Origin of the sequence: Polynucleobacter sp. AP-Elch-400A-B2, from assembly GCF_018688355.1 — a bacterium.
In the GTDB taxonomy this organism is placed as follows: Bacteria; Pseudomonadota; Gammaproteobacteria; order Burkholderiales; family Burkholderiaceae; genus Polynucleobacter.
This window is the reverse complement of record NZ_CP061317.1, coordinates 509,547-535,054: the sequence shown is the minus strand read 5'-3', so window position 1 is coordinate 535,054 and position 25,508 is coordinate 509,547. Positions and strand designations below refer to the sequence as shown.

Annotated in this window: 22 protein-coding genes; 3 read left to right on the top strand and 19 right to left on the bottom strand. The window is 40.6% G+C overall.

From position 1 onward, the window contains the following. Positions 1 to 75: 75 nt before the first annotated feature. From FD977_RS02845 to FD977_RS10860, 4 genes are all read right to left on the bottom strand, one after another. Positions 76 to 651 carry a type IV pilin protein gene (locus FD977_RS02845; protein WP_215306160.1) on the bottom strand — a complete coding sequence of 192 codons (576 nt, stop codon included), beginning with the start codon at positions 649 to 651 and terminating at the stop codon, positions 76 to 78. Between the two features lie 49 nt (positions 652 to 700). Beyond that, the gene (locus tag FD977_RS02840; RefSeq protein WP_215306158.1) at positions 701 to 2,668 is read right to left on the bottom strand and encodes a tetratricopeptide repeat protein; all 1,968 of its coding nucleotides are present in this window, start codon (positions 2,666 to 2,668) and stop codon (positions 701 to 703) included. Between the two features lie 58 nt (positions 2,669 to 2,726). Next, complete coding sequence (locus tag FD977_RS02835) at positions 2,727 to 3,197, bottom strand: STAS domain-containing protein (protein ID WP_215306156.1); 471 nt, start codon at positions 3,195 to 3,197, stop codon at positions 2,727 to 2,729. 62 nt (positions 3,198 to 3,259) lie between these two features. After that, complete coding sequence (locus FD977_RS10860; protein WP_215306154.1) at positions 3,260 to 3,880, bottom strand: type IV pilin protein; 621 nt, start codon at positions 3,878 to 3,880, stop codon at positions 3,260 to 3,262. A 323-nt stretch (positions 3,881 to 4,203) separates the two neighbouring features. Between FD977_RS10860 and FD977_RS02825 the strand changes: the two genes are divergently transcribed. Continuing rightward, positions 4,204 to 4,596 carry a hypothetical protein gene (locus FD977_RS02825; protein WP_215306152.1) on the top strand — a complete coding sequence of 131 codons (393 nt, stop codon included), beginning with the start codon at positions 4,204 to 4,206 and terminating at the stop codon, positions 4,594 to 4,596. A gap of 51 nt (positions 4,597 to 4,647) precedes the next feature. Here FD977_RS02825 and FD977_RS02820 read toward each other — a convergent pair whose 3' ends face one another. From FD977_RS02820 to FD977_RS02780, 9 genes are all read right to left on the bottom strand, one after another. Continuing rightward, positions 4,648 to 5,877, bottom strand: coding sequence for a type II secretion system F family protein (locus tag FD977_RS02820; protein WP_215306150.1), 1,230 nt, complete (start codon positions 5,875 to 5,877; stop codon positions 4,648 to 4,650). Positions 5,878 to 5,887: 10 nt separating this feature from the next. Next, positions 5,888 to 7,696, bottom strand: coding sequence for a GspE/PulE family protein (locus FD977_RS02815; RefSeq protein WP_215306148.1), 1,809 nt, complete (start codon positions 7,694 to 7,696; stop codon positions 5,888 to 5,890). A gap of 15 nt (positions 7,697 to 7,711) precedes the next feature. Then, on the bottom strand, positions 7,712 to 8,692 hold the full coding sequence (locus FD977_RS02810) for an SPOR domain-containing protein (protein WP_215306147.1): 981 nt from the start codon (positions 8,690 to 8,692) through the stop codon (positions 7,712 to 7,714). 5 nt (positions 8,693 to 8,697) lie between these two features. Continuing rightward, positions 8,698 to 9,804 carry a hypothetical protein gene (locus FD977_RS02805; RefSeq protein WP_215306145.1) on the bottom strand — a complete coding sequence of 369 codons (1,107 nt, stop codon included), beginning with the start codon at positions 9,802 to 9,804 and terminating at the stop codon, positions 8,698 to 8,700. Continuing rightward, positions 9,804 to 11,252 (bottom strand): PilN domain-containing protein, encoded by a 1,449-nt coding sequence (locus FD977_RS02800; protein WP_215306143.1) that lies wholly within the window; start codon positions 11,250 to 11,252, stop codon positions 9,804 to 9,806. The genes FD977_RS02805 and FD977_RS02800 overlap by 1 nt, the downstream gene beginning before the upstream one ends. 199 nt (positions 11,253 to 11,451) lie before the next feature. Beyond that, positions 11,452 to 11,790 carry an LPXTG cell wall anchor domain-containing protein gene (locus FD977_RS02795; protein WP_215306141.1) on the bottom strand — a complete coding sequence of 113 codons (339 nt, stop codon included), beginning with the start codon at positions 11,788 to 11,790 and terminating at the stop codon, positions 11,452 to 11,454. An 8-nt stretch (positions 11,791 to 11,798) separates the two neighbouring features. After that, complete coding sequence (locus tag FD977_RS02790) at positions 11,799 to 14,213, bottom strand: hypothetical protein (RefSeq protein ID WP_215306139.1); 2,415 nt, start codon at positions 14,211 to 14,213, stop codon at positions 11,799 to 11,801. A 4-nt stretch (positions 14,214 to 14,217) separates the two neighbouring features. After that, positions 14,218 to 14,556, bottom strand: coding sequence for a DUF2497 domain-containing protein (locus FD977_RS02785; RefSeq protein ID WP_215306137.1), 339 nt, complete (start codon positions 14,554 to 14,556; stop codon positions 14,218 to 14,220). Between the two features lie 13 nt (positions 14,557 to 14,569). Then, on the bottom strand, positions 14,570 to 15,298 hold the full coding sequence (locus tag FD977_RS02780) for an A24 family peptidase (RefSeq protein ID WP_251369569.1): 729 nt from the start codon (positions 15,296 to 15,298) through the stop codon (positions 14,570 to 14,572). 205 nt (positions 15,299 to 15,503) lie between these two features. Here FD977_RS02780 and FD977_RS02775 point away from each other — a divergent pair, with 205 nt between their 5' ends. Both FD977_RS02775 and FD977_RS02770 read left to right on the top strand, forming a co-directional pair. Beyond that, positions 15,504 to 15,902, top strand: a complete 399-nt coding sequence (locus FD977_RS02775) for an ATP-binding protein (RefSeq protein ID WP_215306134.1) — start codon at positions 15,504 to 15,506, stop codon at positions 15,900 to 15,902. Positions 15,903 to 15,910: 8 nt separating this feature from the next. Then, complete coding sequence (locus tag FD977_RS02770) at positions 15,911 to 16,612, top strand: prepilin-type N-terminal cleavage/methylation domain-containing protein (RefSeq protein ID WP_215306132.1); 702 nt, start codon at positions 15,911 to 15,913, stop codon at positions 16,610 to 16,612. Here FD977_RS02770 and FD977_RS02765 read toward each other — a convergent pair. The 6 genes from FD977_RS02765 to FD977_RS02740 all read right to left on the bottom strand — a co-directional run bounded on the left by FD977_RS02765 (position 16,594) and on the right by FD977_RS02740 (position 25,473). Then, positions 16,594 to 17,136, bottom strand: coding sequence for a hypothetical protein (locus FD977_RS02765; RefSeq protein ID WP_215306130.1), 543 nt, complete (start codon positions 17,134 to 17,136; stop codon positions 16,594 to 16,596). The genes FD977_RS02770 and FD977_RS02765 overlap by 19 nt on opposite strands. Before the next feature lie 421 nt (positions 17,137 to 17,557). Further along, entirely contained in the window at positions 17,558 to 18,298 is a 741-nt protein-coding gene (locus tag FD977_RS02760) for a hypothetical protein (RefSeq protein ID WP_215306128.1), read from the bottom strand. A 42-nt stretch (positions 18,299 to 18,340) separates the two neighbouring features. Further along, the gene (locus tag FD977_RS02755; protein WP_215306126.1) at positions 18,341 to 19,834 is read right to left on the bottom strand and encodes a FecR domain-containing protein; all 1,494 of its coding nucleotides are present in this window, start codon (positions 19,832 to 19,834) and stop codon (positions 18,341 to 18,343) included. A gap of 26 nt (positions 19,835 to 19,860) precedes the next feature. Further along, positions 19,861 to 22,053 (bottom strand): FecR family protein, encoded by a 2,193-nt coding sequence (locus FD977_RS02750; protein WP_215306124.1) that lies wholly within the window; start codon positions 22,051 to 22,053, stop codon positions 19,861 to 19,863. 2 nt (positions 22,054 to 22,055) lie between these two features. Beyond that, positions 22,056 to 23,462, bottom strand: coding sequence for a tetratricopeptide repeat protein (locus FD977_RS02745; RefSeq protein ID WP_215306122.1), 1,407 nt, complete (start codon positions 23,460 to 23,462; stop codon positions 22,056 to 22,058). Between the two features lie 46 nt (positions 23,463 to 23,508). After that, positions 23,509 to 25,473: a CHASE2 domain-containing protein gene (locus FD977_RS02740; RefSeq protein WP_215306121.1), complete on the bottom strand. Its 1,965-nt coding sequence runs from the start codon at positions 25,471 to 25,473 to the stop codon at positions 23,509 to 23,511. Positions 25,474 to 25,508: the final 35 nt, after the last annotated feature.

Sequence of the window (25,508 nt, the reverse complement as noted above, 5' to 3'; positions counted from 1 at the left end):
TTGAAATCAAAAATATGATTTCGTAGACTCGCTTGAAACTAGTTCGTCACATTCCCTGATTTAACCAATAAAGAATTAGCCACCACAAGGGCCAACAGAGCCGTACGGTCCACTTGCTAAGCTACCAAATTTAAGCTCTTGAAAAAAAGTATCGCCATTGGATAATTTTGCAACCAAAGCCATTCTACGTACCCCAGTATTATTTGAATACTTATCATCATCCGTAGGAATAAAGCTATTTCCCCTTGTATCAGTAAAATTCCCACAAAGATCAGTGTAAATACTCATGGGATTCGCTGGTGCTGGACCTGCAGGAGTGTACATAATAGAATAAAGTGTATTCATAGGCGGCCAGTTACTCGCATCACTTTGAATTACTAAATTTTGCTGAGTATAGGCATCTTTCATGCTAGCACCCGCTGCAATCGTATTGACGCAATCTAATAGGTCAGGGGTATTCTTACATAGATTGATTTGCGCATCCTCTATCAAAAGTGCATCGGCTAATTGCTTAAAGTTCGCCTTTGTGACCGCATCTTTGGCTGAGTCAAGATATTTTTGATAACCAACAATTCCAATCGCTGCTAAAACGCCAATAATAGCAACGACTACGAGTAATTCGATCAGTGAAAAACCGGTTTTAATTTTCATATGCATTATATAAACTCCCCACTAAAAATTTATCATTAATATAACCCATTTAAGCGCTAACAAATACATCCTCGGGTACCAAGCCCTCTTGGTAGCGTTTGTAGACTCTCAAATAAGCCGATTCAATGTTGCGAGTGATTTGAGGACCATCAAATAAGGGAGTTTTACTTTTATTGCTAGCTAATCTTCTCTTTAGATCAGCTAATTTTTGAGGATTAAGTGCCAGTTCGATTGCTTTGATCTCATACTCAGCCTGGGTATGACATATGAGCTCAGGCAATTCAATGGCTTTCAGCAAGCTAGCTGCTACCCTGCTGGCAAATGATTGCCCTATGAGCGTTAATACTGGCAGACCTGACCAGAGGGAATCATTAGCAGTAGTGTGGGCGTTATATGGCAACGTATCTAGAAATAAATCAGCTAAGCGATGTCTTGCAAGATGTTGATCCAAATCCATACGCTTGGCAAATACTAGGCGACTCGGATCAACCCCCCGAAATTGTGCTTCCTTCAATAAATTGCTTACAGCAAAGGGGTTATCTAGTAAAAGCCAAAGCATACTGCCTTCGACCGATTTGAGGATGCGCATCCATATATCAAAGGTTTTAGGCAAAATCTTAAAGGGGCTGTTAAAACAGCAAAAAATAAATGCGTTATTAGCAAGGCCAAAGTCGCGCCTAGATAATTTACTTTCTGGAATAATATTTTTACTATCGTGCGTTACATAACAGCGAGGAAGGTAAATCTTTTTTTCTGAGAAAAATTCTTGGTTCTCCTCGTGGATCACGGTTGTATCTCCCATGATGTAATCAACTGCATTACTGCCGATGGTTCCTGGATAGACTAGATAGTTAATCTGCACGGGGGCGCATCTCGTCATAAATACTCCGGTTCTAGCATATTGCGTATGGCCACATAAATCAATCGCAATATCAATTCCTAAATCCTTAGAAAGTTGAACAATTTGCTCGTCACTCATTGAGGCAACCTCAATAAATTTATCGAAAACAGTACTGATATATTGCTTAGTTGAATCGTTATTTTCAGGGCCGTATGAAAGACCATAGACCTCGAACTGGCTTCGGTCATGGGATCGCAATATCTCCACGATCAATTGCGATGTCGGGTGAATGCGAAAATCTGCAGAAAAGTATCCAATCCGAATTTTTTTCTTATTGTTTATAGAGGAAGGGAGAATAGGGATGTATGTATTGGAGTATTTTTTCTTGACATAGGCAGTCGCAACCTGTTGATGCAAGTTCGGCCTATCAAATAAATTTAATGGAATAAAGGGGAAAGTAACCCACCGATTTTCAGATAATTTTTTTTCAAAAAGTAATAATTCCTCTGAAATCTCTTCCCAGAGGCACATCTTCATTTTGGCCTGTATGTAAAACCCAAATAAAAAATCATAGTTTGAGTCAATGGCAATAGCCTTTTGATAATGGATTAGAGCTAGATCGAATTTTCGCAAATCAAAAAATGCGTTAGCAAGACTAAAGTGTCCTTCAATAAAATTAAGTTGCAACTCTATCGACTTCTCGTAATCAAGTATTGCATCGTACGGGTTATTAAGCATCAGATGAATCTCTGCCCGCTTATAAAAAGCCAAGTGGTAATCTGACTTTAGGGTAATTAGCTGATTACAGCAAGCTAAGGCGTTAGACATTTGATTAAGCTTAACTAAAATCTCGATGCGCTTTAAATAGGCTAATTCGTATCCAGCCTCAATTCCAATAGCTTTATCATAACTTTCAAGGGCTCTGAACCAGTAATTTGAATCTTGTAAGACGCAGCCTAGATTAAAGTAGGCAGGCGCATAGTGCGCATTAAAAGAAATGGACTTTGTAATCAGCTCTATCGCGCTTTTAAGATCACCCTGTTGGTAATAGGTCAACCCTAATAGATGCCATCCATTAAAGTCATTTGGATTAAGTTCAATGATTTCTCGACAGATTCTTTGGGCGGCAGAAATATCTCCCCGCTGATGAAGCTTGAGTGCTTGTTCTAATTTCAATGAGAAAATTTAAAAAATATTCGGGCAGATTGGCTGATGGCCTATCCCGTTTTAGGGTTTATAGAAATGAACCAGGCTTAAAGTTTAAAGAGTCTAGACTTGTCTCAGAGTCACCTTGATTACTGGAATCATTAGTATCTTGTATGCTTTTTACACTCGCGGAATTCAAAAAACTATCACTAAATTCGAAAGTTTTTTTATCTGATTCGCCATCTTGCTCGATAACTTTTTTAACCGGAAGTAGGCTAGTGAGTTTTGCTAGCTCAATCACCCTATATCCAACTTCTGAAATATCGCTAATAGTGAACTCGCATTCAAGTTGGCTGCAGCGGCGCTTGATCATTAATAGTGCCGCAACACCTGAGGAATCGATATATTTAAGATTCTTTGCGCTCAGAAAAACTTTGACGAAATCTTTTGAAATAACGTTATCAAATTCAGACTTAATTTGATTAGAACTGGATAAATCAATAGTATCAAAAAATTCTATATTTAAAACACTGCCATTGCGAATAAACGAATGTGCCATAAAAATTAGCCCAAAAAAATCCCTGCTTTATTGCAGGGATTTAAGCATCACTTTAACTAAAATTAAAAACCATTAACAATCTGGGGAGTGATATCTGCAGGTTGTGGACGACCATCGGATCCGGGTACACAAGCAACAACACTAATTCGTTGACTAGAGCTATAAGTTGATACCGGATATTGAGGTTGTGCTTGTGATGGATCGACACCTAACCCTGGATCTTGGTAAAGGGTAATGCTAATGTGGCCTATAGTGCCGCAAGATGTGTTTCCAAGCCCCAATGCGCTAACATCTTCAACTACCCTCATATCTGTTTGATTATAGGGATTTTTCATGTTTGCAGCAATATCACCAAAACATGAGCCAGGACCGTAAGTGGCGGTTGGAGGTAAGTTTGGATCTAGACTTTGATATCCAGCCGCAGCATTTGCGAAGCTATTTGGACTGCAATTAGCGACTGAGGTAGTCAGACTACCGCTACGAGCGGCACCCTCAGCAGCGAGTGCTTTTAAAAAGTTTGCTGCATTAGCAATCGTGGCATTTCTTTTGGCGCTTTCCAAATACTTTTGGTAGCCCACAATACCAATCGCTGCCAAAACACCGATGATGGCAACGACTACCAATAATTCGATCAGAGAAAAACCTTTTTTTAGCGTCTCTGAATATTTTTTAATCACGTTCATGTTCCAACCTTCTTTAAGGGTTTTAAGGGGTTTATTTAGCTTAGTCTTCTATTAAACATGCTTATTTTTACATAGTATTTTTGACATTATTTGAAAATTTACTAGGAAAAACCCGCATTTTTTAACGCACTGATTATTTTCACAATACGAAATTTACTAATGCTAAAAAATAGTCCTATTTCTGACCTTAATCACCAAACTTTTCCGGACTTCCTAAATATTTTCTGTATGATCAACACTATTAGTAGGGATTTTTAGTATGATTCACACTATACCTAGTGGGGCCAAATCCGCCGCTTAACCTAAAACCATAAAAACTATTCATGAACCAGAAGTCATTTTCAGAATACGATAGCAAACTCAAAAAAACGCCTATTTTAGAAAAAGAGACTCAATCTAACTGGTTTGAATTTGTTTCACCACCGCAAACAAATCATATTCTTAAGCCAGAAGAGGCCACACTGGGACCGGAGAACATTCTGGTGATGCCCAATGGCGATCGATACTGGCGCATGCTTGAAAAAGACCTCATTAAGTACCAGGGACTCAGTCAAGAGCTGGCTGATTTAAGGGGCAGAATTTACGCCCTCACGGAAATAGTGGCTCAAGTTGAACTCAAGGTAAATCAAGCGGCTATAAGCCCCCAAGAAACAAGAAGGCGCCGCTCTGCAGAGCGTATTTTGCTGTGGATTCGCTCCACGCTACTCCCCTTCTAAGCACCCTGAGCTTTTTATACGCCTTAAGTAGACGTATAACTGCTCATCTACCTAGCCAACGGCATCGCCGGCATTGAATATCGGCAAATATAAAGCGACGACCAACATTCCAATCACTAGTCCGATGAACACAATCATCAAGGGCTCAATCACTGTCGTTAAACCTTTGACCACTGTTTCAAATTCTTCTAAGTAATATTTGGCAATCGAGGTGAGCATTTCATCCATACGTCCGGTCTTCTCTCCAACCTTAACTAACTGAGAGAGCTCAAGTGGAAAAACAGTTTCCTCTTCAAACAAAGCAGACAACTCTTTACCGGTAACAATCTCTTTGCTAATTCTTTGCATGGCTCCTACAAAGAGAACATTCTTAGTGGTCCTACTTGCAATACGCATAATTTCATCAATGCTAATACCTGCCACAAAGAGGTTCGCCATCAGTAAAGACATGCGCGCAATCGAGGCTTTGATGATGATGTTTCCAAATATAGGCAGTTTTAATAAAACTGTTGAGATCACTCTTTTATAAAGAAATGAGTATTTATTCAAAATTCCATGAGCTACATAAATTAAAAGCAGCCCAATCATTAATGCCAGCATATTCCAGCCATCTAGCATCCACGCACTAATATCCATAATGACCTGTGTAGGGCCTGGCAACTTAACCCCCATATTTCCATAGATGCCTACGAATGTGGGAACCACCTTAATCATCATAAAAGCAGCAATTGCTAGCGTGACAAGTACTAGCGTCATGGGATAAAACAAGGCGCTCTTAATGCCACTGCGAATGGTTTGCATACGTTCTAGACCCTCAACCAGTCTGTCCAGAAAGATGTCAAGTTTCCCAGTGACCTCCCCTGCCTCAATCATATTGCGATAGACCTCATCAAAATATCGAGGATATTTTCCAAGCGCTAAGGAAAATGACATACCAGAATTGACTGAATTGATGACCTCTTGCAAGGCTTTGGCAAAAGTCTTATTTTCAGTTTGGGATTGAATCAGAATTAATGAATCGAGAATGGGCAGTCCTGAGCGAATCATCGTTGCCAATTTTTTTGAAAACACTAACAACACCAAAGGGGAAATAGTATTAAAAAGGGAAATATTAAATTCTTTACCCTTCTTTCCTCTTGAGGGGCGCAATTCTTTAAGGGCAATTTCACTTAAACCCTTAGCCCGCAGTTCTGCCCTAGCTTTGGTCAGACTTTCTGCCTGAAAACTACCTTTGACTTTTTTTCTAACGCGATCTTTTGCCTGATAAGTGAAATTTCTCATGTCAGCAAGATTAACTGTCCATGTTCAGAGACCGTTGGAATTCCTCAAGCGAAAGGACTCCAGATTGAATCAATTGACGCCCAGTTTCTTGCAGCGTTTTAAAGCCATCCTTGCGAGCAACTTCTAAGAGCTGAGGGGCTTGATCGTTTCTAAGAATTGCCTCTTCTATGGCATTGGTATTTCTAAGTACTTCATAAATCCCTTGCCGACCCTTCACGCCAGTGCCCTGGCACATGGGACAGCCACTGCCTACCATCGGGGTAAAGGAACCAATCTCATGGTCATGAAAACCAACGCGTTTTAAAATATCTGCACTACCTGCCTTATCGGGAATACGACAATCAGGGCAATTTTTTCTGACTAAGCGCTGCGCAATAATCATCGTCAAAGCGGATGAAATCATAAAATTGGGAACGCCCATATTAACGATCCGCGATACCGTCGATACCGCGTCATTAGTATGCAAAGTAGACAGGAGTAGATGGCCCGTTAATGAGGCTTTAAGCGCAATATCAATCGTTTCTTGGTCGCGAATTTCTCCTACTAAGATCACTTCAGGATCTTGGCGAAGAAAGGCTCGCAAAATTGAAGAAAAGGTTAAGCCAATTTTTTCATTAGCCTGAACCTGACCAGCTCCTTCTAGGTAGTACTCAATCGGATCTTCTACTGTGAGGATGTTAATGTCCGGTGAGTTGATATGCTTGAGTGCTGCATACAAGGTAGTTGTCTTACCGCTACCAGTGGGGCCGGTGACCAAAATCATGCCTTGTGGTGATGTAATGGCTTCAATCACTTTCTGATAGTCATGTGGATCTAAACCGATACTATCTAACGATAAAGTCGAGTCCCCTGCCAGAATCCGCATGACAATGCGTTCACCATTTTTAGTGGGAACTGCACTAAAGCGAAAATCGATATCGTGATTCTTTTCATCTTTAATCGTAATGGCGCCATCTTGAGGTAAACGCTTTTCGGAGATGTCACAGCTGGCCATAATTTTGAAGCGGGCAGATACAGCGCCATAGTTTGCAAACAGATAATCCGAATAGTGGTCCATCACCTGCATGGCGCCATCTTTACGCATTCTCACCCGGGCGCTATTGCGAAAGGTCTCCACATGAATATCTGATACGCCATCGGCGATAGCTTCTTTTAAAATTTGATCACAGAATTCAACAACAATATCTTTATCATGGATATTCCATCGGGTTTTAAAGCCCCTACGAACTTGCCTGGCAGAATTAGTACTATTGGATACCTGCCCCTGAATGTGTGATTGCGCCTGATTAGAGCCGCCCACTGAATTACTAGCCTGATGAGGCTCTGGGTACGAGGAATCTTCTATATTTTTCTTGGTGACCACTTGCTCAGGCAGAGCTCTCCAAAAAGAAGATCGAATAACGCCATCAAATTCAGAAGGCTTAATAACGTAGAACTCGGGATTAAAACCCGATTGATCTTTAATCTCTGTAGCAAGCTTGAGATTGATGGGATCAACTACTGCGATTTTAATAAAGCGGTCTTCAAGGCCTAATGGAATCAACCGATGGTTTTCCATAAAGCTCTTTTTTAATAAACCCACTGTCGGCTCACTCAGTTGATCTAAATCTAGATTAGTACGTCGTAAATTAAAGCCTTTTGAAAAAATAGCAGAGAGCAATTCTTCATCACAATGGCCATTGTCAACACAATCATCTAATATGGAGCCCGCTTGACGACCTCCAGCCGATAACTTATCAAACTGTACTTGACTTAATTTTCCAATACTAATGAGCGCTTTTAAGGCTTTAGCACTGCTATCGTCAGAATACAAACTCATGATTTTCTCAATAGCTTATCGGGCTAAATTAGGTGAGCCTACTTTAGGTAAAAGCTTATCGTCCTTGGATAAATTTTTCTCATCGCTTGCCAAATTCTTATCTTCTTTAGCTGATCCAGGTGCATTAAAAGGAATTGTGTCGATTGGTAAAAAATAGATGCTGGAGTTGAGCTTCCCTAAATACACACCATCTTGGTTAATTTTGATCACCATGTATTCAGCTGCACCTAATTTCTCCCCTTCTCTGATTTTGAAGTTCGTTGAAATCAGCTTTTTAGGGTCATAAATCTGAGAGTCACTAAATTGACTAATAGTGGCAGAAGATAAGCCTATCAAAGCATTGCTGGTATAAGAAGGCTGCTCTTGGGAGGATGTGTACTCCTTCACCAAAGGACATTTGGTCACTGGGGGCGTCACATATTTTGTGAGGCGACCACAGGAGATCACAGCATGATCATAATCAGCAAAAGGGCCATAATCTATTTGGAATAAATTTCCGCCCTCCTTCCAGGAGGTTTTCCTGATCACAAAATTTGCGTCGATCAGAATTTTGTTAGCGGAAAAAAATTCCCACGCGTACTGTTTAGCATAACTTAGTTGATTAAAAGCCCCAAGCCTAATGTAGTACTGTAAAGGAGCCTCTCCCTTTTCAGGCATTGTCAAATAAGGGCCCACAATATTAGGTTTTTGGCTAACTGGCTTACTGGAAACTCCCACTAGGCGATAAGAGCTAACATCTGGAAGACTGCGCATATTATCGCCAGTAGTTTGTGCCGAGAATTTTGCCCTATTAGGGTTTTGTATATCTGGAATGTTAGGACTAAATATTTCTCCGTAAGCAAACGGTTTTTGTACGCCCCTTGAAAAAGGATCAGCTAATCTTACAGTTTGAGGTGATGAGTCAGCAATATTAGGCCCAATAGGGGTAGATTGGGCATACGTATTTTTCATAAAAAAAATACACATCACAAAAAAAGGATAGATGAGAGGTCGCATAACTTCTAGTTTTTCTCTTGATAAAAAGGCAAATTAATACCAACAACAATTGTAACGGTCGATTTATTGTTCTGCGAAGTCACCTTTTCAGATTCTATAATCACCCCAGGAACTAGATCTATTAATTGCTGACGAGCCGCTAAATAATTGAGATAGGCGCCACTCAGTTCTAATTTAATATAGTAGTAATTAATACCCAGCCTATTGGCATCATAAGGGATCGCCAGTTCGCTGTCTCCTGGCAAGGAGTGCACTCCGGCAGCATCAATATTAACTGGAGTGTTGTTTTTATCTACTTTATTTCTAGCCCCTGGCACAGCTTGATTGGTGGCTGGATTCGCAACTTGATTGGCAATGGGCTCTTTATTGGTTAAGACACGAGCCGCATCCTTTGCCCGGTCTGTACCAGGAGATGCCCCCTTTCCAGGTATTGCTGTTGGCTCTACATTCTTAGCTTCATAAACGGGGGTATTTGAAAATCTCGCAATGGAAATTTTTACAGTAATTCGATTATTTTCTAGCTCAGCAAGAAACTTAGTGACTAAGTCTTTGATTGAATTTTGATCGTACACTTGATCACGCAATTCAGTATAGGTTTGCTTTTTCTTTTCCAGAAGACCTCTTTGAATTTCAAGTGAAGAATTAATGCTATTTGTTTTATCAACAATATCTTGAATATTTCCAACTCGAGATTTAATCGAATTGACTTCAGATTTAAAAAATTTAAAGTCAGATAAAAATATCAAAACAAAACATAACAGGAGGATGCCAATTGCAACTAGCAATTGAAATGCATTAGAGCCCTTAGATTCTCGAATATATCGACTTTTAGAAAAAGTCTTATGTTGATTGATGCCAACAGTATTTAGGAGCTTAGAGAAAACATTACTTTTGAAGTATCTTGGTAGGGTTGGGCTTCGTACTGGAGCTTTCTTTTTTAATAGAGCCTGCTGGTCCAAATCTGGCTGAATCTCTACTGAGAACTTTGGCTGCGAAAAATCATTTTTTGACTCCGAAACAATGCGCTCTGACTCTAACCCATAAAATGATTTTAGGATCTTACGCGCCCTTTGTGATAGCGGACCTGAGAAGATTTTTTGTTTATCTACCATTACGGCCCTACCAATTCGACTTTAAAAGGCTTACCCGCTATTTTGAAACGGGTAATCAAGGATAGCGGCGTTTCTCGATCAACGACCATCCCAAGATTGGTAGCTAGTTCATTATCAGCAATCGCATTATAAAAAGCTTGTGCAGTTGCAGTGCTGGTGGCTCGTCCAGTAATACTAATGCTTGATGGAGTGACCGTAAAACTATCGAGCTCTACTCCAGCAGGAACAATTTTAGGCAACAAAGTCATCAATCTAGACTTAGAGGCACCTTTCTTGGTATTTAACAGTCCAGCAATGTATTCATCGTATTGCTTACTCTTCATTTGAATTGCATTGATCTCTTGCTCCTGCTTATTAAGAGCTTTATCAACTATTTGATAATCCTGCAATTGAGTCTGATTAATGATGTATGCAGGTAAAAGATAAATCACCATCCAGGTGGAAGCTAAAGCAACCATGCTTACTGTTACAAGGTGAAAATTTTTGGTTAATTTTGCAAGTTTTCGGTTATTGATAATGCGCTGGATATTGGGCTGAAGATTGAGTCTAATTAAATTGAGTGGGTCACTATCTTTATTTGTTAGAGTATTTTTTTGCATAGCCTCTTGTAGGCCAAGTCCCAAAATACTACTAAAAATAGAAGTGTTTTTAATGTTATTTCGCTCGGCCACGGGAATCATTTGGCCAATACTTTTAGATCCGGGGTATGACTTAAGATTACTTAAATTAAAATTGCGGCTCAGAAGCAATATCGTATTGTCATCTTTAGCCGATTCAGATACGACATAGATATTTCGTATGGGAGGAATACCCTCTTCCTCCTTCAGATAGAGAAATGCCTGCTTGAGTGCGTTTCCCAGTCGTGCTCCAACCTCATCCCAGAAGGGACCCTCTATCTCATCAATTTTTTCAATATCCTCTAATAAAACTTCATCTAATTCCGGGATATTTAATTTGGCATGTACCAAGCGCTCAGGACCAATCACCATGAGCTGAGAGCGTCCAGAGGCAAGATGTAAGATGCCAAAAAAGGCCTCCTTTTCAAGACGATCTAATTGACTAAAAAGATGGTTATAGATTGCCTGAGTTTCTGGAACAATCAGAATCGGATAGAGCTGAGCAGATAGCAAGAACTCAATACAAATGTTGATAGCTCTTTGATCAGCCCAAGTCGCATACATCAGTGAACTGCCCTCATCTTCTGCAGGGCCGGCATATTGATAACTAAATAAGGGAGATTTAAGGTCAAGAATTTCTGCATCAAATTCTTGCCAAAACGCCTTATCTTTACTATTGCTGAAAAATTCTTTTTGATCTACCTTAGTGCTCAAATCAAATGGAACCGTGAGCATCTTTAGATCCGCAATACTGCTTGCCAAGGAAAAAGCAACGTCATAGCCAACGAGGTCATGCTTTTTAACCAGTTCAAATAAAGAGGCTTGAAGCACTTCAATATCTACACTGGGTTTATTAGGATCAATCTTTTTAGGTAAGGGGTGCCAGATCAGCTTATGTATTGTGAGCTTGCTATCTTCATACGAAGTAACACCCCCAACCCACCCATCAACAGTTAATTTGAGGACAAAAATCTTATTAGGATGATGAATCCTACTTTTTATAAGATGTTTAACCTGTTCTATCAAAATATTAGTACTTCTTTTTTTGTTGGGCAATCAATCTAGTTTCATCTACATATTTTTGCGCGGAGATAAGGCGCTTTAAATAAAGCTCTTTGACAGCAAGCAAAGAATTTTCAATTTCAATTAACTGCTCTAGCTCGTCGTCTACTGGTGTAAGAAATTCACTGACTTTTTGAGGACTTGCAAAACCTTGAAAATGAACTGATTTTTCAATACTGCTATTAACGCTATCAGAGAAAATAAGAGGTCTATGATTTTTTTTTCGAAGTACTAGTAAAAAAATAATTAATCCAAGCGCAATTAAAATTCCTAAAAATATAAAAAATAAAGATTGGGATGAATTCATAAGAAAAGTTATCTAACAGAATTAATCTGAGTTTTACCCGCTACCGGCTCAATCACGGTAGGAGCAATAAATACCAATAACTCACTATTCCTGGTGCTTAAAGAATCAGATCCCATAATTAAACCTGTCAAGGCGCCAAAACCTGTTGTACCTGGTAAGCCAGTGGTGGCTCTACCGTTTGTTTCTTTGTACAGCCCGGCCAGAACGATGACATCACCCGGTGCAGACTCTAAAGTGGTAGCAATGCTATTAGAAATAGTCGGTGAAGTAATCGTTGGAGTTGAAGCGGTGTCATAAACTGTTTCATTAAAGTCAAAATCAATACTGACATGGTTATTATGATGATTTACCCGTGGCGTTACTTTTAAAACCAATGGAGCATTGAGATCAATCACATTTTGAGAGTTGGTAGTGACTGGTGAAGTTCCCGCAACAGTAGTTTGCTGAGTCAATATCTGGCGAACAACATTATCTCGATTGACTGTTGCAGTTTGTCCATCTTTCGCCAAAATTGTGGGACTCGATATTTTTCTACCAATATTATTCGATTCCAAAAGATTTAAAAATTGAGTTAAGTAACCCTTCCCAGGTATAAATTGACCAACAAATCCACCATCCGTTGTCGTATTTTTAACGCTAATGAGCCCATTAGTTCCTGTAGTTGGAAAGTTATTGGCGCTACCACCAACACCGCCCGAGCTATTTGGATTGGATGATTGGCCACCAATTTTGCTTTGAATTTCTCTTTGCCAATTCTTATCAACTTCAACCATAAAGACTTCAATCAACACTTGTTTTGATGTGATATCAAAAGTGGAGGCTAATCTTTTAGCGAGCTGCATCTGTTCGCGAGTACCAGTCACAATAATCCCGGTCGCATCCTCTTGAACCACCATCGCTGGTTGAGTACAAGCAGGTTTGCCGCCTGTAAGTTGACTTTGATATTGCCCAGGCATCTGACCTGAATATTGCCCGGGTACCTGACCTGGGTATTGAGCCGAAGGAGCTTGTCCTAAAGCTTGAGGCAATGGAGCGCCTGGATTTTGAGGGGTCCATTGGTTCAATGGGGGTTGTCCAGGCGTTTGCGCCGAAGGAGTTACACCCCCAGAGCCTGGATTTTGAGGGGTCCATTGGTTCAATGGGGGTTGTCCAGGCGTTTGATTTGCGACAGTTGGATTATTAGCGGGACGTACTTGGTTCTGAGCTCGATTATTTTGCTGCATTTTTGGATACTGCCCAGGCAAATAACCTAAAGCAGCATATCCCTCATCAACAACATAGCCTCTAATTTGCTCTGCGACATATTTTGGAAATTCTCTATAGACGTAAAGCTTTTCGGTATAAAACTCTTTACCAGGCTTAATACACTCATCTAAAGTTCCAAAATTCATGACATTTTCAGAAACCGCTTTTTGATCTTTCTTTTCAAATACATAACCTCGTAACTGAAGCTTAGTTTGACGATCAAAATAATCTAATTTAGCTTGAAGTTCAGAGCCATCCCTCATCATCCCTGAATGCAGTTTTCGCTGCGCCTCGGAGCTTGATTGAGAATTGGATGACTGTTGAATAGATTGAAAGAAGCTTGCTGCATTTTCATTCGAAAGTTTTTGAACCAAGTTTCGATAAAACCCAATAGCCCCATTCAGTCTATCAATATTGAGCTGATTATCCGAGGATAAAGTGTTAGCATTAATATCATCCCGAAGATTATTTTGTGCCTCTATTTTTGTTCGCAACTCATTTGGTGCGAACACTTTATACAAACGGGCCTCTCTGTCATAGCTTGCATTAAATTTATACTGCGCGACTAATTTTTCAAATAAAACGTCAGCCTGACCTTTAAGATCAGCCGTTATTAATGGTGACTTTTCTATAGCCTGAGCAGAAAAGATAATTTGGGCATTTTCTTTTTGCGCCAAATCTTCTAGCACACTTGAAAGTGGTGCATTGCGTAAATTCAACGCAACTATATTCTTAGTTTGGCTAAAGTTTCTTAATGCACGTTGTGCAGCCTGAAGCTGGGCTAGCATTTTTTGTTTTTCGCTTTGGATCAATAAGCGTCTCTGCTCAAGTCTTTCGGCGTCAATGTTGGCTCGCTCATAGTCGGTCAGCTTCTTTTTCTCTAGAGAACTGTTTCGCTTTACATCCTGCAAATTCAGAGAAGCTAAATAATCAATGAATTCTTTATCTTCTAAACTGTCAGGACCATATCGAAACCTCAGTAATACCGAATTAATCTTTTCAGAACCCTGCAATATAGCAATGCTCTCCAAGTCATCATCTTCTTCAATTTTGAGTCTATTTTGTTTAAATCGCTCCTTAGCCGAGCCCATATCAAAATCAATAGGCGGAGTTGAGCAAGCACTTAATAAAAAAATTGGTACAAAACTAATTGCTAGAAGGAGTGCCTTTAAACGCATAAGATTACTTTGAAAGTTTATCCCTAGTAATTTCATCGAGTTTTTTGGAAACAACATCCCTTGTGATTGCAGCCATATTTAATTCAAGCCACCTATCTATTGCTGGACGCAACATATTGGCCAAAGTTTTTTCAATAATGTCATCACTTACCTGACCCTCAAATTCAGCTCGAAAACGTTTAATTTCTTCTGCGATTAAAGTAATCTGACTCTCTGGCAGATGACCAGCGCTGAGTTGATCCAAATTATTATCTTGCTGCTTGGCCAATAACTGCGCAGCCATTTCAGCCTCATTAATTAGGCTCTGAATAGATTCACGAATTTCTTCTTTTTCTATATTCATAAGAGTTCCTTATTTAAGCTAAGAGTTGCCTTTGACCTACCAATACCGTACTAATCACTAAGTAGGTCCCAAACGGAATCGCTGAACCAAGCCCACTCTTTTTTCTCAAAATGGATGTAATCCCAAAGATTGCCCCAATCCAAGAGGCCATAACAAAAATGAATAGAACCATGATTGGATTAGTCCATGCTCCAATACCGGCTAATAACCAAGCATCCCCACCACCAAAACCATCTTTTTTTCTAAAAAATCGATACACCAGATTGCTGCCATAAATTAAGGCATAACCCAAAGCACCCCCTAAGATGGCATCAGTGAGCGCTGGAAGCGTTGAAACTGACTTTATGAGAATCCCTGACCCAATCAGGATCAGCATGGTGGGCATGTGCAGAACTTGGTCTAAATAATCAGTAAAAAAACAAATCCCTAATAAGCTATAGAAAAAACTCAGTGCCAAGGCATCGCCAAGGGGCAGGCTATACCAAACCATGGCTAGGAGCAATGCAAACCCCAATTCGGAATACAGATAGGCCTTATTCAGCATTAGCTTTGAGCAGGCGCAACGGCCTTTTTGAGATAGCCAAGAATAAATTGGTATAAGTTGTTGTTTTAAAAGAGTTTTATCACAGGATCTGCACCGAGACCTGGCAAAAAAAGGATCTTCACCAGCGACAATTCGCTGCGCGCAGGCATAGACGAAGGAGCCTAAGCAGGCTCCCAGTAAACACCCCAAAACAGCCATCAAGATAGGATTTGCCTGCAACACAAAAGATACCCTCAAATACGATAAATTAGACCTTTAGGGAATCAGTTTAGCGGAACTTGAGATATTGACTGTTTTTCTATTAAAACGCGAGCTAGGGTGCTTTAAGGCCTTATTTGGGGGTGCTAGTATTTAAGTGCCAATAGTTGGGAAAATGACCGCCTAGGGCAATATATTAAAACCAATGACAATCCCATCTTTTTCAGCCACTTTCCAGTCCTTACCAGGCCAATTGTCTTTGGCTAGACGGTTTATTCACGGCGCATTGGAAAAGCTCGAAATCCAAAATAAAACAGATATTCTGATTGCTGTTGGCGAAGCTCTACAAAATATCGTCCGTCATGCTTACATCAATACAAAGCCAGGGGATTTTTTGCTAACCATTACAAAGTTAGGCGATGTCATTGAAGTTGTTATTAAGGATGACGCGCCAACGAGCAATCCAGAGTTATTTATGCATCAAACACACTCCCCTTCGGAGTCGGGCGGTATGGGAATAGATCTGATTAAAAAAATTGCGCTGGAATTTAGAATTGATCCTCAGCCAGATGGGAACATCACGACCCTGAAGTTTCATTCATAGTGCTTCAGTTGTCTGAATTGATAAAAACTCCTCAATACAAATTCATGTATACCCGCTTAAAGCAAGGTTTAAGCATCATTGAGATACTGATCGCCATTAGCCTCATTGCTATCGCGATGCTCGGGGTTACGGGTTTTATACAAACCCAAAATATGAGCAGTATGAAATTGAGCATCAGCGCTAAAAATATTAAAGAGCAACGCTATCTAGAAAAACTCATTTGGGCAAAATATATTGGGGTACCTGGAGCGGATAGCAATTGCCAATTCATCACCAATGATTCTAATACTGTGACGCAAATTAGTCTCAGCCCAAATAAACAATGTAGTCAAAGCAAGTCGGACTTAGATAGCGCTACTGTTTTAGCAAATGTTTACCCACTCACGTGCAATTTATCTAGCGTAGCGCTAAGCTGCAGAACAACATCTTTGAATGCGGCGCAATCAGCTTTAGCAAAAAATGCACTGCAATCAGTTCCCGCTTTAGGTTCGGTGCTAGGGCCTACAGACATCAAGTGCCAAACAGCAGCTCAGGGACAAAATAATGATTCGGAAGTAATCACCGCCAATTGCCCACTAGAAAATGTCAACATTAGCCCGGCATTGCCAAACTATCTGTTAATTTTTCAAGGTACTTTAAAAAATCCTAGAAGCGATGGCTTTATAAAATACTACTACCCTGCAATTGACTATCAGAACTCTTCCTCCTGAACTAACTTTAAGCTGTTATTTTTCTGAGTTAAACGCCACACTGAAAGCGCGATATTTTCACCGCTAATATCGGATACGCAGGTGGTGATTTGAATTTGAGAGGGAGATAGGCAATCATCACACCAAACTAGAGTAAACACTTTCTTATTATTGGTAGAAGACTTCTGGCTGGCGAGTACCTGAGCATAAGCTTTACCAGTCGTAGGAGTAGGAGTGCACAGTGCATTTTGCGTAGCGTTAATATATCTAGAGCAAGCGCTACTTTCCCGTGAACACTGATCAAAGCTAGCTTGCGATTTAAATGTATCAAAGGCGTCAGTACTCGAAGTAATCAAGTGATTAATTTGCTGTGCTTGAGCCAAGTGTTTGGCGTAGATCACCGGCGCAATTTTAAATTTGGAACTGATTGAATCAGTCGTTATCCACTGCGATATAGCAATGGAAAAGATCACCACTATCACTAGTGCAGCTAAAATAGCAAAACCATCTTTGTTTTTTTTAAAATTATGAGAAATTGTAAACATTTAGCTCGGTGCGTACCAGGCATCTCTCTGGTAGAGACGCTAGTTTATATTGCCCTTCTCAATATCGTAATATTTAGTTTTTGGGGTGCTTATCAATTTTATCTAGATCAAACGAACAGGATCAATAAAGAATCAAACGAAAGCTATTCCAATAAAAAAATTGATCAGTCCCCTTTGCTCATTATTTTATCTGATCAATCTATATCGCTAGGATCGACGATAAATTTAAACACTTATGGCGGTAGCGGTCCTGGTAATGTAATTTATTCAACAACATCTCAAAATATTTGCAGTATTAATGGTGAAGTGTTGACTGCGATAAGCTCTGGGACTTGCATGCTCTTGGCTACCAAATCAAGTAGTCCAAGATTTAATGAAATTCAAGCCACTGCATCATTAATGATTAATCAATGATTTGTTATCAATAATAGTAAGATCTTGCAATGCTAGTACTTAGGTCGTAATCGTGTTTAAATTTTGTCATTAATACATCAATCTCTTGCGCACTAGGCTGGCCATTACCGAGCTCTATGAGAATTAACTTGCTCAATTGTGGGCATAGAGAATCGATAAAGCTTGGTGAGATATCAGCATCATTGACTAGTGATTGCATAAGAAATTCAAGATTTTCAGGATGATTAATATAGTTGGCTCGGTTTTGGGCCAAATAACTTTGCTCAGTTCCCCTAATGAGCTTGGCAATCAATTCAAAGTAATCTGATTGCAATTGATTAACTGGTGTATTCCTCAGCAACCTTATGGTCTCCTCTTCCTGACTGTGATCTAAGGAAGATTTATTAGCAGCGCCAACATGCCCAAAGTCATGGCAAAGCATGGTTAGCAATAGCAATAGCTTTTGAACATCTGAGAGATTTTTTAAATCTTGCAAATAAAAACCCATCGCCAGAATGGTATCGGCAAAATGCTGACGATTATGATAAGCAGGCTCTGTACCAAGCTTTTCCTGATGACTACCTTTACTCTCAACAAAAGCAATCATTTGCTCTGAGATTCTCAAGAGATTTTGGATTTCAGCATCATTTGATTTAGCTAAGATGCCAGCAATTGATTGCGCCTGATGAAAACTCTTAGCTAGAGAATGTTGCGAATATCTTCGCGACTCAATAACGCTTTGAAAGTGATGTTTTTTTAAATTAGACACTTTATCTTTGACGCTATATTAATAATGTCAGTAATGTGTTCATTACTGCCCTTTTACCTGATAGCCTGCTCGCATTACTCCAGATCCCTGACCAAGAGTAGTAGTTAGGGTTGACCACTTACCAGTTAAGCTACCTAGCGAGCCAAACTGGCCAATCATATTTAAGGTTGTTGAGCCTGGGCCAGCAGTGGTCCCCATGGGTAATTGTACGTTTTGAGCATTTGCTGCAGTTAAGGCACTAAAGTTCGAACTTCCAGAACTCACAATACTTCCAGTAGCGCCGTTAAAGTTGGCATAAGAAACGTTATAGGCGTTTGTCATCACAGATGTTGTGTAATTGAGTCCAACTGTTTGCGAGTTGATTGTTGCAGTAGCGCCAGTTCCACAGCTCGTATTTTGACAGGCCATCGCAATATTATTGGTACTGAAAGTTACGGTGCCTAATGGACCCATTCTGCTGTTAATAATGTCGCTTGCGGTATAGATGGTTGGAAATACTAAAAGTGCGTAATAGGTCGCAAAATCACTATTAATAAATTGCGACAAAGTACTAGCTGGGACTACAGTGCCTGGTGGCATACCAAAAGCTTTTACGATCCCTGCTGAAACTTCTGGGTTATTCGAAATAGCATCACTGAGTACACTAGCACTGAGCATATTGCTATTACCATTTAAAGCAGTTTGGGCATTGACTGCATTCGTAAAACTGGTTTTAAAGCTCTGAGCGGCCGCTGCACTTACATAACGACTAGCATCTACAGAATTAGCTAACTCAGCTGAAGATAGGCCTGAATTCGATTGGGCGTTTGATTGATTAGGGTTGTTTGAAGAGCTAGCTGCAGTCTGGGTATTTGACGCCGTATTACTAGATCCCACTTTTTGAGTAATCCCTTTAAGTGTCTCAATAGGTACTAGCGATGGACTAGAAAGATTTCCCTGGGCACCAACTTGTACCCCCCAACCAGATTTACTTAATGTCGCCGTTGAGCTAGCACCCTGATTAGTACTGGTGATGCCAACGACGCCATGCAATAAAACGACGGTAGAAGACCCATTGGGCGCAACTTCACCGGCAACTCCAGTTCCGCGCACCGCAATCGTCGCATTTGGAATTGAGACTTTCATAGCATCAGGATTGCCATTAGAAATCTTTCCCGAAACAAACTTAAATGCCCCGCGTTGAATACTGACATTCAACTCCGATTTATTGGGATCATAGACAAACTTATCAATGATCAAGACACTGTTGGGTCCGATATTGAAAACAGACTGATCCTTGAGTAGAATCTGCAGTCGGTTTTGGGAGCCAGTCTTAATTTCATCATTCAAATAAATAGGCTGGCCTGTTCCCGCGGTTCGCCCAATGATCTTACCCTCTAAAGAGATGGTTTTAATAGTTGCCGGCTCATTAGCCAGCGCTATGATGCCTGACTGTACTGGCATTTGATCTGCAAATGCGCTGCCCATCCAAATGAAAACAAGGAAAGAAAGGTAAATTACCTTAGAAAATAGGAGGCGATGATTTATTAAGCTCATAGTCAATTTCCCGCAAATTGATTGCCTTACTTTCCTAAAATTTTATATCCATTACCAACACCCATGTATGCACTACCGCTATTAATGCTGGTATAGACAGTGGCTAAGTTAGCCCTATTAGTCACATTTTGAAGCCCAACTGAAGTTAAAACGACATCCATTGCAGCGCTCACAGGGGCTGTAGAGACCTGACCTGATACAGGCAGACTAACAATTGTTGGCGAACTCCAATTGATTGCAGTTGCATTATTTGAACCGCTTACTGTTCCTGTATATCCATTGAAATGATTAAAACTAATGTTGTAGTTGTTCGTTACAGTTGAATTTTGAAAATTGAAAATAAATGCATGACTATTAATTGTTGCAGCTCCTCCGCCACAGTTCACCCCTGAAATACAACTCATTGCCACGTTGGTCGTACTAAATGTGACATTTCCTAAAGGGCCTAGGACCGTCGGGGTTGCAATCACTTGAGAAATAGTTTCATATGCAGTAAGCGTCTGAGCAGCTGTAAGTGCTGAGGCATAAGCACTTAAGGAGCTATTAGCAGCTGCCAATGCAGATGCAGATGCTTGATTTGCTGCTGTCTGAGCTGAGGTCACTGCATTAGTAGCAGCAGAATTGGCATTACTAGCAGAAGTAATCGCCGTATTCGCTTGAGTGCTGATGGTATTTGCTTGACTGACAATACTGGCTGCAGCGGTCTTTGAATCTTGAGAAGCACCTGAGCCATTAAGAACTAAATTAGCCTGGGTAGTTGCAGTATTTGCATATCCAATCGCCGTAGTAGCAGCTTGACTACTCGATGTCGAATTTTGAGAGGCGCTTGTTGCGCTTGTAGATGTTTGAGTTGAGTAATTGCTTGCTAAATTCGATGCAGAGGAAGCCGAAGCGGCGGCGGCAGCGGCTAATTCATTAGCGCGGATTGCAAGTTCAGGTGCTGTGCCAGTAACAGCGTTAGCTGCAATTGTCGCTTGATTTGCTGCAGTCGTTGCGTATGTCGATGCTAGGTTACCTTGAGTTGTAGCGTTACCTGCTTGAGTGACGGCACTAGTCGCTAAAGATTGGGAAGTACTTAAATAAGTATTTGCTGAAGAAAGCTGCGTATTTCCTAAACCAAGATTATTGCTTGCTTCCGCAGTGGAGTAACTTGTCGAACTTGCGCCTGCTAAGGCACTAGAGGTATTAACCGCTGTCGATGCGCTGTTTCCGATGGTAGATTGAATGGTGGAAGATGTTATAGGCGTACTAGTCGAAGCGATACTATTTGTTACCGCGGGAATAGCTACCGCCTCAGATGGCTGTGGAGTTACAACATTAGTGTTAGCACTTGTGCTTGTAGAAACCGCCGTTGCAGAAGAAATAGCAACTGCTTCAGATGCGACTGGAGTCGTAGTGTTGGCAGTAGAACTGGCAGTGCTTGTTGCCGGGGCGCTACTATTGGTATTAGTTTGCGTTGTCTGGGAAGACTGATTAGACGAGCCGCCTGTTGAATTGGCATTATTTTGGGCTGGTGCTGAAGATGAGCTAGATGCTGTTTGAGTAGTAGTTTGGTTTGTTTTTGAAGTTTGGATAATGTTTCGAGACACATCCGCAGGCAATTTCACTGGCGCGCTCACCACACCTGAGGGATTAATTTGTACCGCCCAACCTGATTTTGTTAAGGTTGAAGTGCTGTTATTAGCAGCGCCAGTAATATTAACAACGCCATGAAGCAAGATCACAGTAGCCGATCCATTAGGCTCCACTGAACCAGCTACTCCAGTTCCTCTAACGGCAATTGTGGCATTTGGCAAACTCACCTTCATTGCTTCTTCAGAAGAATTGGCAATCTTGCCAGAAAAAAACTTAAACGCGCCTTTTTTAACGGAAACATTCAGATCTGATTTTTGTGGATCGTAAACAAATTTATCAATCACAATCGTACTATTGGGTCCGATATTAAAAACGGTCTGGTCTTTCAGTAAGATCTGTGCCTTCGTCGTAGGGCTCGTATTAATTTCATCATTTAGATAAATTGACTGGCCCACTAGAACCTTCCGGTTCATCACAGGACCTGAAGTGGGCGTTGTTTTCACTGCGATCGGCTCCGAGGCTACCGAAATAATCCCCGACTGCAGAGGCATTTGATCGGCATAAGCACCCTTCACGATCATCAAGACAAGAAAAACCATGTATTGCATTTTCAAGCTCGAAGGGTGCATATTAATCAATTGCATGATTAAAAGCCTTTACTGAAAACCAACATATACTGCCTTGATTGGCTGGCATAGGTTTGTACATTCGAGCTTGAATTACTTTGCTGATAATTTACACTCATCGTTAAATCTTTGCGCTCAGGTCTTGTGAAATACGGGAGTGCTACTGTATATGAGCCACCAATACTGGCTGTTTGGATCTGTTTTTGAATCCCACTAATTGGGTCAACATCTGCATACTGATTGCTAAGATTACTCACAAATCCCGTGATCATGCCGTATTTAAAAAAATAACTAATGCTCGCTGACTCATAATTCATCATATAGCTTTCATAACTCACCTTGGCAGCATAGTTATAGTGCGATAGATTTGCCTCAGCTAACCAGTTAGCATTAATAAAGTATTTACCGCTCAAAATGTAGCCGGTCATCAAGTTACTTCTTGCGGCAGTTCCGGAATAGTTTTGCCCTTCTAATTGATTGTTATAGCCATAATTAAAACTACCATTGGCAAGGAAGTTCTCACCAACTGCTTTTTGGTAGGAGCTAGAAGCCCAATTACTATTCATATACCCCTTATTACTTAGAGTAGTTTGGGAACTATTCCAGCCTAAAGTAAAACGATCCGTGATATCGCCAGACTGATATGCAATTGTTCCTGTGTTGACCCCTAAATTCGCTAAGCCATAATTAATATCAGGGTTGGAATTTTGATATTGCTGGTTAAAGCGACTCAGCGTCACCACCATGGATTCATTCGCTTGATTTTCAAGAGAGCGCTCAAAACTCACCGAACCAAAATACATCAATGCTGTTGCATAGTTAGACGCATAGGATGGATTTGCAAGATCAAATCCTTGGATCGTCAAATATCTTGGAGAGCTTAGGGGGTTCATAGATCTCCCAATACCCCCCTGCAAAATACCGCTATATTTCCAAACTTTTTCGTCATACTCAAGAGTACTCAGCTCTGCCTTGGCAGCGTCCTTTTGCAATTGATTGGCTAAGGGATTGTCGATCACCTCTTGAAAATAACCCTTAGCCTCTACAGCATTACCTAAACGCTTTTCAGTTTGCGCCATTAGTAACTGAACTCTGGGCTCGTTAGGATATAGACTTAAAACACGATCTAAGGTAGCTGATGCGCCCTTAAAGTTCCCGATTTCGAGTTGCGCAAGAGCAAGCTCAACGTTTAGCGGTAAAGAGCTTGGATTTTGATAGACCTTCTCAAATAAGGCATCTGCTTTTTTTTGCCTACCCCCATCCAAGGGGGTAAATTGATCATTCGAAAAGTCTACTGAGCCAGGTGTTTGACTCTGCAGATTAACTAATGGAGCCGGACTTTGAGCCAATGCTGATCCAATGCCCACCATAAAAAATCCTACAAATACTTTTGCGAGGTAAGAGTGATGATGGGGTAGTGGATACATGAATCTAAAATTATCGATAAGACTATGCGTTGATCAGTAAAGTAAATTAGCTCACAAATTTTGCAGTAAAAGTATTGAGTACTTCAATCTTGCCTCGAATCTCCGTACTGCCCACTAAATTGATTTGCATGGATCTATTATTAAATTCTAGAATTTGACCGTCAATTAAACTATCGGAGACGATCAATATAGGTTGACCTTTTTCTTTAGTTAAGCTCTCTAATCGTGACGCAGTATTCACAGCATCCCCAAGAGCGGTATAGTTAAAGCGAAAATCAGAACCAAAGTTGCCAACCGTTATTGGCCCAGAGCAAATTCCAATACCAAACGCAATTTTAATTTCATGCGTTATGGGGTCAATGTTATAAATTTGAGAACGGATCAACTCTAGATCCTCTTGGATTCGACAGGCTCCATAAATTGCGCGAATTGTATGATTGTCTTGTTTTTCAGGCGCATTCCAAAAAGCCATGACTGCATCGCCAATGTACTTATCAATCGTGGCGCCACTTTCTATGAGCCTGGCCGTCACTTCATTCATGATGGTGCCAATCACCTTCACCATTAATTCTGGGTGTGGTTTAAGTTTTTCGGTTAAAGAGGTAAAACCTCTCAAATCTAAAAAAAGAACGCTTGCCTGTATCAGTTCTCCACCTAACTTGGGTGCGAGATCACTTTTTGAAATCCGCTTTACGACATCAGGTGGAACATACTGCGCAAAGGAGCTTTGTAATTTTTTTCTCAAACGCTCTTCGTAAAAAGACTGCAGAACATAGGTAATAAATCCGCCACTACTTAAAATCAAGGAGCTGGTTAAAAAATTAAATACAAATCCATGTTGAATAAATGAATAAGCAGAGATTCCCATTAGCAGCGTAAAGCTAATACTCACAATCATGAGGGAATACATTAATGGAACATGAACCACCGAATAACAAACCGCAATAGCAATTAACGCGCATAGAAAAAAAATCATTCGATCAAAAACCAAGTTGCTTGTAATGTAGCGTTCGGACAATATTTGATCTAAGGTTTGTAAGTGCATTAGCGCGCCAGGGATGGAATCTTCATTAGTCGTGGCATGCCGGTCACCCAAAGCCAATGCGTTAACCCCTAAGACCGCCAGATTATTATCTAAGCCAGCCACTGGTCCATCTAAAAATCGAGAAGCCGAAATTTGTTTAAAGCGTTGGGTATTGCCATGGTGGTACGGCATTTGCCCTTTCAAGTTGGTCTGCACAATAAAGTCGCCAGTCTTAATTAAAAGTCCATGTCCGCTATCAGTTTGCTTAATCACATAATTGCGGGCACCTTGGGCAACTCTCAGCATTTCCAAACTGAGGGAGGGAATTAATTGGCCTCGATAGTTTGAGACCATAAAGTTTTCACGAATAAGGCCACCCTCTTCAAGAGCATTGACAAACCCCAACCCAGGCGCACTTTTAATTGTTTTTTGAGGAAGAATGAGGTTAGGTGTTGACAACAGTTGCTCGCTCACATCGTTGGAGCTAACAAATAAATTACGGGGGGCAGAATGATCAACTTGCGCGCTAGTTTGCTCACTCTTGCCTAATGAAAAAGCAATCACGGCTGGTGATTGAGCCAATACTTCGTCCAATTTAATATCGCCGCTTTCAAATCCCAAGCTTTTCAAAGTTGCAACAGGTATATGTAAATTGCTAGCGAGCTGATTAGGGGAGTATCGATCCTCCTCCAGGAACAGTAGATCTACGCCGATAGCTGCAATACCGCTTTTTTTCGCATTATCAATAATTTTCGCAATGACCTGTCTTGGCCAGGGCCACTGCCCCAACTTACTTAATGAGTCGTCATCAATTGCAACGAGGATTAACCCAGTAGAGTTATCTGGATAATATTTTTCGTATGGGAAAGATTGAGATAGGAAATCTAAAGATTTCTTGCTCCCAAAATCATTCATGCCAATAATGTCAAAAAAACTCAGACTAAATAGAAAAATAGTGGCAATGAGCCCTACCTTTAAAGGGCTCATTTTCCGCTTATTCATATTGGACAAAAAGTTGATTG

Bases quoted from the DNA above. Each gene is read 5' to 3' on its own strand.
- FD977_RS02845 (WP_215306160.1), bottom strand. From the start codon at position 651: ATGAAAATTAAAACCGGTTTTTCACTGATCGAATTACTCGTAGTCGTT.
- FD977_RS02835 (WP_215306156.1), bottom strand. From the start codon at position 3,197: ATGGCACATTCGTTTATTCGCAATGGCAGTGTTTTAAATATAGAATTT.
- FD977_RS10860 (WP_215306154.1), bottom strand. From the start codon at position 3,880: ATGAACGTGATTAAAAAATATTCAGAGACGCTAAAAAAAGGTTTTTCT.
- FD977_RS02825 (WP_215306152.1), top strand. From the start codon at position 4,204: ATGAACCAGAAGTCATTTTCAGAATACGATAGCAAACTCAAAAAAACG.
- FD977_RS02820 (WP_215306150.1), bottom strand. From the start codon at position 5,877: ATGAGAAATTTCACTTATCAGGCAAAAGATCGCGTTAGAAAAAAAGTC.
- FD977_RS02815 (WP_215306148.1), bottom strand. From the start codon at position 7,696: ATGAGTTTGTATTCTGACGATAGCAGTGCTAAAGCCTTAAAAGCGCTC.
- FD977_RS02810 (WP_215306147.1), bottom strand. From the start codon at position 8,692: ATGCGACCTCTCATCTATCCTTTTTTTGTGATGTGTATTTTTTTTATG.
- FD977_RS02805 (WP_215306145.1), bottom strand. From the start codon at position 9,804: ATGGTAGATAAACAAAAAATCTTCTCAGGTCCGCTATCACAAAGGGCG.
- FD977_RS02795 (WP_215306141.1), bottom strand. From the start codon at position 11,790: ATGAATTCATCCCAATCTTTATTTTTTATATTTTTAGGAATTTTAATT.
- FD977_RS02790 (WP_215306139.1), bottom strand. From the start codon at position 14,213: ATGCGTTTAAAGGCACTCCTTCTAGCAATTAGTTTTGTACCAATTTTT.
- FD977_RS02785 (WP_215306137.1), bottom strand. From the start codon at position 14,556: ATGAATATAGAAAAAGAAGAAATTCGTGAATCTATTCAGAGCCTAATT.
- FD977_RS02780 (WP_251369569.1), bottom strand. From the start codon at position 15,298: ATGGCTGTTTTGGGGTGTTTACTGGGAGCCTGCTTAGGCTCCTTCGTC.
- FD977_RS02775 (WP_215306134.1), top strand. From the start codon at position 15,504: ATGACAATCCCATCTTTTTCAGCCACTTTCCAGTCCTTACCAGGCCAA.
- FD977_RS02765 (WP_215306130.1), bottom strand. From the start codon at position 17,136: ATGTTTACAATTTCTCATAATTTTAAAAAAAACAAAGATGGTTTTGCT.
- FD977_RS02755 (WP_215306126.1), bottom strand. From the start codon at position 19,834: ATGAGCTTAATAAATCATCGCCTCCTATTTTCTAAGGTAATTTACCTT.
- FD977_RS02750 (WP_215306124.1), bottom strand. From the start codon at position 22,053: ATGCAATTGATTAATATGCACCCTTCGAGCTTGAAAATGCAATACATG.
- FD977_RS02745 (WP_215306122.1), bottom strand. From the start codon at position 23,462: ATGTATCCACTACCCCATCATCACTCTTACCTCGCAAAAGTATTTGTA.
- FD977_RS02740 (WP_215306121.1), bottom strand. From the start codon at position 25,473: ATGAGCCCTTTAAAGGTAGGGCTCATTGCCACTATTTTTCTATTTAGT.